Below are 12,285 nucleotides of genomic sequence, written 5' to 3'. Positions count from 1 at the left end.
GCGGCTGTGGGACCTCTCCGACCCGGCCGCGCCCCGCCCGCTGGGCTCGCCGCTGACCGGTCATACCAGCGAGGTCGAGTCGGTGGCGTTTTCGCCGGACGGCCATATCCTGGCGAGTGCCAGCTGGGACAAGACCGTGCGGTTGTGGAGCGTCTCCGATCCGGTCGCGCCCAGTCCGCTGGGCGGTCCACTGACGGGCGGTAACACCGGCGAGGTGAACTCGGTGGCGTTTTCGCCGGACGGCCGCACCCTGGCCAGCGCCAACGATGACAAGACGGTGCGGCTGTGGGACGTCGACCGGTTTACCACCCCCAGGTCCCTGGGCTCGCCTCTGACCGGCCACACCGCCAGGGTGCGGTCGGTGGCGTTCTCGCCGGACGGTCGCATTCTGGCCAGCGCCGGCGACGACGGCACGGCGCGGCTGTGGGACGTCTCCGACCGGACCAACCCCCGCCCGTTGGGCTCGCCGCTGACCGGCCATACTGACTGGGTGCGGTCGGTGGCGTTTTTGCCGGACGGGCGCACCCTGGCCAGCGCCGGCGACGACGGCACGGTGCGGCTCTGGAACATCGGCTGAACGGCCCCCGCCCGTCCCCGTCCCCGGAATCGACGCGGGTGTCACTATGGCTGCCCTGCTGCAAAGCCTTTCCATTGAATGTCCAGGCGCAGCAGGAGTGGGCTGACATCGAGGCCGCCTACGAGCGTTTCCGGCGGGATGATCCGGCGGGTTGGGCCGACTACCTTACAGAACTGTCGGAGTGGGACGAGGTGTCCGCCGACCCCGGTAATACTTCTGATGAATGGCCGGAGTTTAATATGTGAGGGTTCGATGTGGTCAGATCTGGCTGGTTACGCTCGATCCCACGGTCGCTGACGAGCAGGCCGGTTCCCGGCCCTGTGTGGTCATTTCCGCTGACCGGTTCAATGCTTTGTCGATCAGGCAGGGCGTCATTGTTCCGCTGACCACCCGGGAGCGAGGGTTACCGCATCACGTACGCGTCGTTGACGACGGCGGTCTCAATCGGGCCAGCTGGGCGATGTGTGAGGCGGTACGGGCTGTGTCGACGCAACGGTTCGGCCGGCTCCTCGCTACCGCCGACGAACAAACCACGAGCGCCATAGCCCGGCAGATCACCAGGTGGCTGGGGGACGTTCATCCGATCTGATCAAAGTTGGTCTGGTTCCGTGCCCGCGTAGAACCGATTGCGTGACTGTTTTGCACCACGCCTGCCGTGGGGCTCGCAGTGTGGCGATCGCGAAGCGCCTCGGCGTCAGCCATCAGTAGGCGCACCGGCGTACCGGCGTACCGGCGTACCGGCGTACCGGCGTACCGGCGTACCGGCGTACCGGCGTACCGGCGTACCGGCGTACCGGCGTACCGGCGTACCGGCGTACCGGCGCACCGGCGCACCGCGCTGACCCGGCGCATCCGGCCAGAGCGCCGGCCGCGGCGGAAAAACCCGGAGGCGCTGGGTGTGACCGCGTCGGTAGCATCAGAGCGTCTTCTTCTCGTGCCGATGTCAGGAGCGTGTGGTGTCAGATCTCGCGATCGTCCTCGACCGTGCCCCGCAGCGGGCCGAGCGTGTCGTGGCGGCGGGCACCACGGCCACGCAGGTCCTGGGCGACGATCCGAAGATCGTCGCTGCCCGGGTGAACGGGGAGCTCAAGGACCTGGCGTATGTCCTGGTCGACGGGGACGTGGTTGCGCCGGTACCGGTCGACTCGGACGACGGCCGGGCGATCGTGCGTCACTCCTGCGCACATGTGCTGGCGCAGGCCGTGCAGGACCTGTTCCCCGACGCGAAGCTGGGGATCGGCCCGCCGATCAGGGACGGTTTCTACTACGACTTCGACGTTGCCGCACCCTTCCATCCTGATGATCTCAAGCGCCTTGAGAAGCGGATGCAGGAGATCATCAAAGCGGGCCAGCGATTCTCCCGCCGGGTGGTGTCCGACACCGATGCCCGCGCCGAGCTGGCCGGCGAGCCATACAAGATCGAGTTGGTGGGCCTGAAGGGCGCGGCGGATGCCGACGCCGACGATCAGGGAGTGGCTGTCGAGGTCGGCGCGGGCGAGCTGACCATGTACGACAACCTCGACGCCAGGACCGGCGAACTGTGCTGGAAGGACCTGTGCCGGGGCCCGCACGTACCCACCACCCGCAACATCCCGGCGTTCACGCTCATGCGCTCGGCCGCGGCCTACTGGCGTGGCTCGGAACGTAACCCCCAGCTTCAGCGGATCTACGGAACCGCCTGGGAGTCACGCGATGCGCTCAAGGATTACCTGCACCGGCTGGCGGAGGCCGAACGGCGCGACCACCGCAAGCTCGGGACAGAACTCGACCTGTTCTCCTTCCCGGATGAGATCGGCTCGGGGCTCGCGGTCTTCCACCCCAAGGGCGGCGTCATCCGGCGGGTGATGGAGGATTACTCCCGGGCGCGGCACGAGGAGGCGGGCTACTCCTTCGTCAACACGCCGCACGTGACAAAGAAGCAGCTCTTCGAGGTTTCGGGCCACCTGGACTGGTACGCCGACGGCATGTACCCGCCCATGGAGCTGGACGAGGGGCAGACGTACTACCTGAAACCCATGAACTGCCCCATGCACAACCTCATCTACCGGTCCCGGGGACGTTCCTACCGTGAGTTGCCGCTGCGGCTGTTCGAGTTCGGCACGGTCTACCGGTATGAGAAGTCGGGTGTGGTGCACGGGCTGACCCGGGCCCGTGGTTTCACCCAGGACGACGCGCACATCTACTGCGCCCTCGAGCAGATGCCCGGCGAGCTGGACAGCCTGCTCACCTTCGTCCTCGACCTCTTGCGTGACTATGGTCTGACCGACTTCTACCTGGAACTGTCCACCAAGGACCCCGACAAGTTCGTGGGTGGCGACGCCGAATGGGCCGAGGCGACCGAGACACTGCGCCAGGCCGCCACCAAGCAGGGGCTCGACCTCGTGCTGGACCCCGGTGGCGCAGCCTTCTACGGCCCGAAGATATCGGTGCAGGTACGGGACGCCATCGGTCGGACCTGGCAGATGTCGACGATCCAGGTCGACTTCCAGTTTCCCCAGCGTTTCGATCTCGAATACCAGTCCCCGGACGGTACCCGCAAGCGTCCGGTGATGATTCACCGCGCCTTGTTCGGCTCGATCGAGCGGTTTTTCGCGGTGCTGCTTGAGCACTATGCCGGGGCGTTCCCGCCCTGGCTGGCGCCGGTGCAGGTCGTCTGCATCCCGATCACCGATACCCATGTCGACTACCTGGACGTCATCGCGGCCGAGCTGCGCAGGCACCACATCCGGGTGGAGGTCGACAGCTCCGACGATCGGATGCAGAAGAAGATCCGTAACGCCCAGAAGCAGAAGGTTCCCTTCATGCTTCTCGCGGGCGACGACGACGTGGCCAAGGAGGCGGTCTCCTTCCGCTACCGCAACGGCGAGCAGAAGAACGGTATCCCGGTAGGGGAGGCGATCGCGGAAATCGTCCGGGCTGTCGAGCAGCGGATCCAGATCTAAAAGCGGATCAGATCTAAAAGCGGATCAGCCCGGAACGCGTCGGCTCACGGTGCCGAAAGATCCCGAAGGGTGCCGAAGGATGTGAATTCGATGCTGCTATGGAAGCATCAGATTCACATCCTTGAGAGCAGGCCGGGTAGCAGACCGGGACCGACCTGCTCCGCGGCGCGGGTGCGGGGTCAGCGACCGCGCAGGATCCACTGGTCGAAGTCGAGCGATTCGTTACCGATGGTGGTGTCGTCGCCGTGGCCGGTGTGTACCACTGTCTCGGGCGGCAGTATCAGCAGCCGACTTCTGATCGAGTCCAGGATGGTCGGAAAGTCGGAGAACGACCGGCCGGTCGCCCCAGGGCCGCCACGGAACAGGGTGTCGCCGCTGAACAGGACCGGATCTCCGCCGATCACCCCGTACAGGCATATCCCGCCGGGGGAGTGCCCCGGGGTGTGCATGACATGCAGCCAACCGCCGCCCGCGATCGGGAGCCGCTGGCCGTCGGCGAGCTCGAGGTCGGGCGCGCGGTCGGGATAGACCGCCTGCCACAGCATCAGATCCGCCGGACACAGGGCGATCGGGGCCCGTACCCGGGCAGCCAGCTCAACCGCCGCGTTGATGTGGTCGTTGTGCCCGTGTGTCGCGACGATCACGGACACATGCCGTCCGTCGATCGCGGCGAGGATCACCGAAGGGTCGTGCGCGGCGTCGATGACCAGCACCTCGGTATCATCCCCGACCAGCCAGATGTTGTTGTCAACCGTGAAGCTCTGGCCGTCGATCAGGAACTCGCCACGGGTGATGATCCGATCGACTCGTATCCCGCCGTTTCTCGCCACGCGCTCTCCGTCCCCGTAGCTGAGCAGCTGACCACTGGGTAGCTGACTGTCCGTCGCGTTGACCGGGTTGACCGTGTTGACCGGGTTGACCGGGTTGACCGGGTTGACCGGGTTGACCGTCCAGCCGATCACAGGGTCGGATCGGCTCATTCTGGTACTGATCGTATATGTCGATCAGAGCGTAACGACACTGCGCAGTACCTCGCCGCGCTGCATGCGGGCGAAGGCAGCCTCGATGTCGCCGAGGCCTATGGTTTCGGTCACGAACCGGTCGAGGTCGAGTCGACCGGCCAGGTGGAGATCGATCAGGATGGGGAAGTCCCGGCTGGGCAGGCAGTCGCCGTACCAGGACGACTTCAGCGAGCCACCGCGACTGAACACCTCGATCATAGGTAGCTCGAGGGTCATCGCCGGGTCGGGGACACCGACGAGTACGAGCCGCCCGGCGAGATCCCGGGAGAAGAACGCCTGCCGGTAGGTGTCCGGCCGGCCGACCGCCTCGATGACCACGTCGGCACCGTTACCGTCAGTCAGTGCTCGGATCGCTTCCACCGGGTCGAGGCTGCGGGCGTCGACGGTGTGGGTGGCGCCGAATCCGCGCGCCCACTCCAGCTTGCGGGCGTCGACGTCCACCGCGATGATCTGCCGCGCGCCGGCGATGGCCGCGCCGGCGATCGCCGCGTCCCCGACGCCTCCGCAGCCGAAGACCGCGACGGTTTCCCCCCGGGTGACCTCGCCGGTGTTGACCGCGGCGCCGAACCCGGCCATCACACCGCAGCCGATCAGCCCGGCGGCCGCCGGGCGTGCCGCCGGGTTGATCTTCACACACTGGCCGGCGGCCACCAGGGTCGCCCCGGCGAAGGCGCCGATGCCCAGCGCCGGTGACAGGGGCGTCCCGTCCACCAGCGTCATGGCTTGGGTGGCGTTGCGGGAGTCGAAGCAGTACCACGGGCGGCCCCGCAGGCAGGAACGGCAGGTGCCGCAGGGTGCCCGCCAGGCAATCACGACGTAGTCGCCGGCCGCGACCGAGGTGACCCCGTCGCCGACCGCTTCGACGACTCCCGCGGCCTCATGGCCGAGCAGGAAGGGGTAGCCGTCGTTGATGGCACCCTCGCGGTAGTGCAGGTCGGTGTGACAGACGCCGCATGCCTGGACGCGGACCCGCGCCTCGCCCGGCCCGGGGTCGGGAACGACGATTTCGGTCAGTACGACGGGGGCGCCCTTGGCCAGGGACACCACACCAGGAACCGTCACCGAACCCATTGCCGTGCTCCCGTCGTCGTCGACCGTCAGGCGCTTTCAGTCGTTCGCTGTGCGCGGCGCTCCGGCAGGTTTGCCACCAACCGAATCGGCCGGCGCTCGGGCTGGCCAAAAGCTGTGTGATCGTAGCCTCTCGTCTTCGCATCGTCTGCCCCGGGCGTCCTGGTACGTCGGGCGTCCTGGGTAGCAGGGCTGTGGAGAGGTTCCGGGCCGGACCGGGCCGGACCCGGGCCGGCACCTCGGCCGCGACTTCGGCCGCGACTTCGGGTGTTCGCCGCGCCGACGTGACCTACCCGGCTTCGTACGTGACCTCCAGTATCGGTACGCTCCTGACGGTCCGCTTCTGCTCTCCGCGCACGGATCCGCAAGCGTCCCCGGTGGTCTGCGGGCGCGCCAGAGGATCGATGATCGCGCGTCCTCAGGTTGACCAGAAGGAGCAGGTCCCTTGACATGACCGCCGACGCCTCGCCGATGCCGACCCAGGTTCGCTCCCCTTACGGGCGGGTGACCGTTGGGGATCCAGCGCTGTCTGCTGATGGGCGACTCGACGGTGCCAACGTCGTACACAGCTCGGGTGGGGCCGGCGAGATGGGCCCCACGGGACGTCCATTGCCGGCCTTTCCCGTGCCCCCTCCGTTGGCAACGCACGGGGCCGGCTGGGTGGTCGCCATGTGTAACCAGAAGGGCGGCGTCGGCAAGACGACCAGCACGATCAATCTGGGCGCGGCGCTCGCCGAGTACGGCCGCCGGACCCTGTTGGTCGACTTCGACCCGCAGGGTGCGCTCTCGGTCGGGCTCGGAATCAACCCGATGGTGCTGGAGCGCACTGTGCACGATCTCCTCGTGGGTGGCGAAGGCGAGATCGGCGAGGTGATAGTCCCCACCCAGGTCGACGGTCTGGATCTGCTTCCGAGCAACATCGACCTGTCGGCTGCCGAGATGCTGCTGGTCACCGAGGTCGGTCGTGAGCACACGCTCGCGCGTGCCCTGGCGTCGATCCGCTCCGAATACGATGTGATTCTCATCGACTGCCAGCCGTCCCTGGGTCTGCTGACCGTCAACGCCCTGACCGCGGCGGATGCGGTGATCGTGCCGTTGGAGTGCGAGTACTTCGCCCTACGCGGTGTCGCGCTGCTGCTGGACACCATCGACAAGGTGCGGGACCGGCTCAACCCACGCCTTGAGCTCGCCGGCATCCTCGCCACCATGTACGACGCCCGAACCCTGCATGCCCGGGAGGTGCTGGCGAGGGTCGTCGAGCGCTTTCCCGACGAGGTTTTTCACACCGTGATCAGCCGTACGGTTCGCTTTCCGGAAACCACGGTCGCCGGTGAGCCGATCACGACCTACGCGCCCACCTCGGTGGGGGCGGACGGATACCGGCGGCTGGCCCGCGAACTGATGGCCAGGCACGGCGCACCGCCGGTGATCCAGCGTTAGCGATACCCTGACACCACGTGGCCGAAGCTTGTTCGGGAATCGGATAAGGGACCTGTAGAGGCGTGCTGTTCCACCTGGCCGAACCCGCGGCGCTTTTGGGGATCGTTCTCGCGCTCCTCATCGGGATCTACGCTCATGACACGGCACAGGTCCTCGTCGCGAGGCTGCTCCAGGACCGCGGCCCGCTGCGATCCGGGCGGCTCACAGCGTCGCTGAAAGACCGGGTCAGCCCGTTCAGCGCGGTGGCCATGATCATTGCGGGCGTCGGCTGGACCGAGCCGATACCGATGAACGACGTATGGCGCAAGCGACGGTTCCACGTCGCGGTCGCGGTGCTGGCCGGACCGCTGGCCTACCTGGTGCTCGCCTTTGTTGCGATCATCGGTTTCAAGTTCGTCTCCCAACCGCTCATCATCGTTGAGGGCACCCGAATCGTGGAACTCGCCGGGGCGGGTGGCTTCTCGGCGAAACTGGTACTGTGGCTGGCCGTCACCTTCGCGTCACTGTTCATTGTGAGCCTCATCCCCATCCCGCCCGCCGACGGCGGGCGGGTGCTGTTCGGACTGGGCCCGCAGTCACCGAGCTGGCGCAAGGCCGAGTACCAGCTCCGCGAGAACAACGTCGGCATCGTCATCCTGCTGGTGGCCATTCTGCTGCCGAAGCTGTTTCTCGGGTTTCCCTCGGTCGTGGACCAGCTGGTGCTCCCGTTGCTCGGCGGTCTGGCGGACATCATCAACCTCCACATTCGTTGACGGGTGGACGCGCCGCGCGTTGCCCGGCCCCGGCCCCGGCCCGCTGTGGTGGCTGGTTCGGGGTGGCTGGCCGCGGTCGCGGTAGCGTCGGGACATGGCGCGGACAGGGCTGTCTCCCAACCGGCGGGTGAACGCGGCGGTCGGGGCCGCGCAGCCCGCGTCGCCGGCTGAGTCCACTGTCTCTACTGCCGGCTCTACTGCCGGCACTGTCTCTACTGCCGGTACCGGCCCCAGCGCCCCCACCGGCCGGGGCAGTGCCGGCAGCGCCTTTGTTGTCGAGCTCGCGAACTTCAGCGGCCCGTTCGATCTGCTGCTCTCGTTGATCGCCAAACACAAGATGGACGTGACCGAGGTCGCGCTCTCTCAGGTCACCGACGAGTTCGTGGCTCACATCCGCCGCCTCGGCGCGGGCTTTGACCTCGGGCAGGCCACCGAGTTCCTGGTGATCGCAGCAACCCTTCTCGACCTCAAGGCGGCCCGGCTGCTACCCGGGGCGATCTCCGAGGACGAAGCTGAGAACCTCGCCCTCCTCGAGGCCAGAGACCTGCTGTTCGCCCGTCTGCTGCAGTACAAGGCATACAAGGAGGCCTCGGCCCTGTTCGTCGGGCTGATGGCGTTGGAGGCCCGGTACCTGCCCCGGGCTGTTGCGCTGGAGCCGCGTTACGCGCGCGCTTTGCCAGAGGTGCAGATCGGTATCGGCCCGGCCGAGCTCGCCCGGCTCGCGGCCAGGTTGCGGGAACCTCCGCTGCCTCCGCAGGTCGCCACCGATCACGTCCACCTGCCGCGGATCAACATCCGCGAGCATATGCTCGCTGTGATCGAGAAGTTGCGAGAGGTGGGTAGCGCATCCTTCGGGATGCTCTGTACCGGCTGTCGACAGACGATCGAGGTGGTCGCGCGTTTCCTCGCCCTGCTCGAGCTCTTCAGAGAGGGGCGGATCGCGTTTGAACAGGAGGTTCCCCTGGGGGAACTGATCGTCCGCTGGGTGGCCGACACGGCCGACACGGCCGAGCACGGTGCGGCCGACGTGAACGTGGCCGACGTCAAGGTGGCCGACGTGGATCCAGCTGACGGGGATCCGGCTGACATGAACGTCGGACGGGGCAGAAAGCGAGGACCACGACCACAATGACAGCGGACGCCCACCCGGCTGCCGAGGAGACTTCAGCCGTTGGACCCCCGGTGCCCGGCGGGTCACCCGGTGACCGGTCACCTGGGGATGGGTCGCCCGGAGATGAGGTGGTGGCGCGCCCGGCGCTACCCGCGCTCGTCGAGGCGATCCTGATGGTCGCGGAAAATCCGGTTCCGGTTACGGAGATTGCTGTGAGCCTCGAGGTCCCCGCAGCGGACGTCGAGCGTGTCATCGTCGGGCTGGCCCGCGACTACATCGCGCAGTGCCGGGGCTTCAGCCTCCGTGACATCGGTGGTGGCTGGCGTTTCTACACCAGCGACGAGTGCGCCCCCTGGGTCGAGCGGTTCGTGCTCGCCGGGCAGAATCCGAAACTGTCCCAGGCGGCGCTGGAGACGCTGGCGGTTGTCGCCTACCAGCAGCCGGTCAGTCGTGGGCGGATCTCCGCGGTGCGGGGCGTGTCCGCCGACGGCGTGATCCGTACCCTGACCACCCGGCGTCTCGTCGAGGAGGCCGGTACCGATCCGGAGACCGGCGCGACGCTGTACCGGACAACTGACTACTTTCTGGAACGGATGGGTCTGCGCAATCTTGACGAACTGCCGCCGCTCGCCCCGCTGCTGCCTGACATCGCCGATGTGGATGACATTGTCGGCCCGTGACATTCTGGCCTCATGACATTCTGGGTTCATGACAACCGGTGACGCGAATGCCGAAGGCATCCGGCTGCAGAAGGTGCTTGCGGCGGCGGGGCTCGGGTCCAGGCGGCACAGCGAGGAGCTGATCGCCGCGGGTCGCGTGCGGGTGGACGGCCGGGTCGTCGAGGCCCAGGGTCTGCGGGTTGATCCGCAGACCGCGGTCATCGAGGTCGACGGTCAACGGGTCGTCACCAAGGCCGGCCTGGTGCACCTCGCGTTGAACAAGCCGGTCGGGGTGCTCTCGGCGATGGCGGATGACCGGGGGCGGCCGACCGTCGGGGACCTCGTGGCGGACCACGGCCCCGGCCTGTTCCACGTCGGCCGGCTCGACGCCGACAGCGAGGGCCTGCTGCTGGTCACCAACGACGGGGACCTGGCACATCGGCTGGCGCATCCGTCGTTCGGTGTCGCCAAGACCTACCTGGTCGAGGTGAGCGGACCGGTCAGTCGGGACGTGCCGCGGCGGTTGCGGGCGGGGGTCACCCTCACCGACGGGATGGTGACCGTGGACTCCGTGCGGATCGTGAGTTCGTCCGGCGCACGGGTCATGATTGAGATCACGTTGCACGAGGGCCGTAAACACGTGGTGCGCCGGCTGATGGACGCAGTGGGCCACCCGGTCGGCCGGCTCGTGCGGACCCGAATCGGCCCGGTCCATCTCGGTTCACTGCGGGTGGGCCGCACCCGGCACCTTTCGTCGGCTGAAGTCGGCGCGCTCTACCGTGACGTCGCGCTGTGACTGGCACATCCGGATTGCCACCACCTGGGCCACCGCCGGGTCGGGTCGGCGTGGTGGGGTCCGGCCTGATCGGCACCAGCATCGGGTTGGCACTGAGCGTCCATGGGATCGAGGTCCTGCTGGCCGACGTTGATTCCGAGCAGGTCAAGGTCGCCGAGGCCATGGGTGCCGGCCAGCCATGGCATGGCGAGCCCGTGGAGCATGCGGTCATCGCCGTGCCTCCGCACGCTGTCGCCGGTGAACTACGGCGGGTGCAGCGGGCGGGGCTCGCCGAGACGGTGAGCGATGTCGCGAGTGTGAAGGCTCGGCCGATCGTCGAGGCGGTGCAGGCCGGGTGCGATCTGTCGATGTGGTGTCCAGCACACCCGATCGCCGGGCGTGAGCGCGGCGGTGCCGCCTCGGCCCGCGCCGACCTGTTCGCCGAACGAGCCTGGGTCGTCTGTCCGGTGCCGCACACCTCACCGGCCGCGTTGGCGGCCACGGTGGCGATCGCGCGGACGTGTGGCGCCATACCGGTGCGTACGACGCCTGATCGCCATGACACGGCGATGGCCGTCCTGTCCCATCTGCCGCAGGTGGTCGCGAGCCTGTTGGCTGCCGCCACCCCCGATCTCGGTCCGGGCGAGTTGGCCCTGGTGGGCCAGGGGTTCCGGGACGCCACCCGCCTGGCCGACAGCGACCCCGGCCTGTGGTCGTCGATTCTGGAGGGTAACCGTGGGCCGGTCGCCCGGCGGGCCCGGTTGCTCGGCGAGGAGCTGTCCAGGCTGGCGGACCTGCTCGACCGGGCCGGCGAACAGGAGGTGGTCGAGGCTGTTCGCGGACTCGTGGCAGGTGGCAACGCCGGTCGGGCGCTGCTGCCGCTCAAGGCAGGTGCGGCGACGCAGCCCTGGGCCTGGGCCTGGGTGGGCGTGGTGCTTGCGGACAGACCCGGCCAGTTGGGCGAGCTGTTCGCCACGATCGGCGCCTGGGAGATCAACATCGAGGATGTCGCTGCCTTTGAGCACAACCTGGACGCCCCGGCCGGCATTGTGGAGATCGCTGTTTCACCCGACATCGTCGGCACCTTGCTCGACCGGCTCGCCACCGCCGGCTGGACCGCCTATCGCAGGTCGTGAACGCCACCCGTCGTGGGTGGGCGGCCCCGAGTAGCCTGATCCGGGTTGACCACATCGGCGTTGATCCGGGTGACCACCCGGGTTGGGTCGGGTCGGTTTCACCGTATCGGCTGCTCATGGTTTTCCGGTGCAAACTGGTTACCGTGTGTACGCGGATTCCAGCTGTACACGGGTTCGGTGTATGCACGGGTTCATAGGTAATTGTCGCGTCTGGACGGAGGAAGCGGTGGAGCAGGACCGCGGTTCCCGAGAGTCGGTGGGCGCAACGGCCACCGACGATCAGGAGGTGTCCACGGGCGGCGAAGGCCGCTCCGCCGGGCACGGTCAGGTATTGACGTCCGAGGGATTGGTCGTAGCCGTCGACGGACCGGGAGGCTCCGGCAAGAGCACCGTTGCCAGGGAGATAGCCCGACGACTCGGTCTGCGTTATCTCGACACCGGCGCGATGTACCGGGCGGTGACACAGGTCGCGTTGGAGAGTCGGATCGACCTTGAAGATCACGATGCCGTGGCGGAACTGGCCGAACGCGTGGTGCTGGCAGTTGGCACCAGTCCGGATAATCCGACGATCGCGGTGAACGGCGAAGCCGTGGGGGACAAGATTCGGACCAGGGCGGTGACGAACGCGGTGAGTGCGGTCGCCGCGGTACCGGCGGTCCGGCGGCTTCTCGTCGCCCGCCAGCAGCAGATCATCGCAGCGGCGTCCCCGACCGGCATCGTGGTGGAAGGCCGTGACATCGGTTCGGTGGTTGCTCCACAGGCTCCGGTCAAGGTGTTCCTGACGGCTTCGACCGAGGTCCGGG

Annotated in this window: 12 protein-coding genes and 1 pseudogene; 11 read left to right on the top strand and 2 right to left on the bottom strand. The window is 67.7% G+C overall.

Translation table 11 applies throughout. The features are described 5' to 3' along the window. From U9977_RS02310 to thrS, 4 genes and pseudogenes are all read left to right on the top strand, one after another. Nucleotides 1–577 (top strand): annotated as a pseudogene (locus U9977_RS02310) (WD40 repeat domain-containing protein); the annotation flags it as partial. A 74-nt stretch (nucleotides 578–651) separates the two neighbouring features. Further along, nucleotides 652–822: a hypothetical protein gene (locus tag U9977_RS02305; protein WP_322747476.1), complete on the top strand. Its 171-nt coding sequence runs from the start codon at nucleotides 652–654 to the stop codon at nucleotides 820–822. Further along, nucleotides 819–1,166 (top strand): type II toxin-antitoxin system PemK/MazF family toxin, encoded by a 348-nt coding sequence (locus U9977_RS26800; protein WP_416210448.1) that lies wholly within the window; start codon nucleotides 819–821, stop codon nucleotides 1,164–1,166. Before U9977_RS02305 ends, U9977_RS26800 begins: the two co-directional genes overlap by 4 nt. Before the next feature lie 367 nt (nucleotides 1,167–1,533). Further along, complete coding sequence (gene thrS, locus U9977_RS02300) at nucleotides 1,534–3,519, top strand: threonine--tRNA ligase (protein ID WP_322747475.1); 1,986 nt, start codon at nucleotides 1,534–1,536, stop codon at nucleotides 3,517–3,519. Nucleotides 3,520–3,698: 179 nt separating this feature from the next. Here the strand turns inward: thrS and U9977_RS02295 are convergent, their stop codons facing one another. Next, the gene (locus U9977_RS02295; protein WP_322747508.1) at nucleotides 3,699–4,349 is read right to left on the bottom strand and encodes an MBL fold metallo-hydrolase; all 651 of its coding nucleotides are present in this window, start codon (nucleotides 4,347–4,349) and stop codon (nucleotides 3,699–3,701) included. Nucleotides 4,350–4,523: 174 nt separating this feature from the next. Then, a complete protein-coding gene (locus tag U9977_RS02290) occupies nucleotides 4,524–5,612 on the bottom strand; it encodes an S-(hydroxymethyl)mycothiol dehydrogenase (RefSeq protein WP_322747474.1) in 1,089 nt (362 codons plus the stop codon). Nucleotides 5,613–6,059: 447 nt separating this feature from the next. Between U9977_RS02290 and U9977_RS02285 the strand changes: the two genes are divergently transcribed. From U9977_RS02285 to cmk, 7 genes are all read left to right on the top strand, one after another. Then, nucleotides 6,060–7,049: an AAA family ATPase gene (locus tag U9977_RS02285; RefSeq protein WP_322747473.1), complete on the top strand. Its 990-nt coding sequence runs from the start codon at nucleotides 6,060–6,062 to the stop codon at nucleotides 7,047–7,049. Nucleotides 7,050–7,111: 62 nt separating this feature from the next. Next, a complete protein-coding gene (locus tag U9977_RS02280) occupies nucleotides 7,112–7,801 on the top strand; it encodes a Zn-dependent membrane protease (protein ID WP_322747472.1) in 690 nt (229 codons plus the stop codon). A gap of 94 nt (nucleotides 7,802–7,895) precedes the next feature. Beyond that, entirely contained in the window at nucleotides 7,896–8,933 is a 1,038-nt protein-coding gene (locus U9977_RS02275) for a ScpA family protein (RefSeq protein ID WP_322747471.1), read from the top strand. Then, nucleotides 8,930–9,592 (top strand): SMC-Scp complex subunit ScpB, encoded by a 663-nt coding sequence (gene scpB, locus U9977_RS02270; RefSeq protein WP_416210447.1) that lies wholly within the window; start codon nucleotides 8,930–8,932, stop codon nucleotides 9,590–9,592. Before U9977_RS02275 ends, scpB begins: the two co-directional genes overlap by 4 nt. Before the next feature lie 28 nt (nucleotides 9,593–9,620). After that, on the top strand, nucleotides 9,621–10,367 hold the full coding sequence (locus tag U9977_RS02265; RefSeq protein WP_322747469.1) for a pseudouridine synthase: 747 nt from the start codon (nucleotides 9,621–9,623) through the stop codon (nucleotides 10,365–10,367). Further along, nucleotides 10,364–11,482 carry a prephenate dehydrogenase gene (locus U9977_RS02260; protein ID WP_322747468.1) on the top strand — a complete coding sequence of 373 codons (1,119 nt, stop codon included), beginning with the start codon at nucleotides 10,364–10,366 and terminating at the stop codon, nucleotides 11,480–11,482. The genes U9977_RS02265 and U9977_RS02260 overlap by 4 nt, the downstream gene beginning before the upstream one ends. A gap of 226 nt (nucleotides 11,483–11,708) precedes the next feature. Continuing rightward, on the top strand, nucleotides 11,709–12,285 hold a 577-nt coding region (cmk, locus tag U9977_RS02255), incomplete at its 3' end, for a (d)CMP kinase (protein WP_322747467.1).

This window comes from Protofrankia sp. Cas8 (assembly GCF_963555845.1).
Lineage (GTDB): Bacteria > Actinomycetota > Actinomycetes > Frankiales > Frankiaceae > Protofrankia.
The sequence above is the reverse complement of the archived record's forward strand: the minus strand, read 5'-3'. Positions and strand labels throughout refer to the sequence as shown.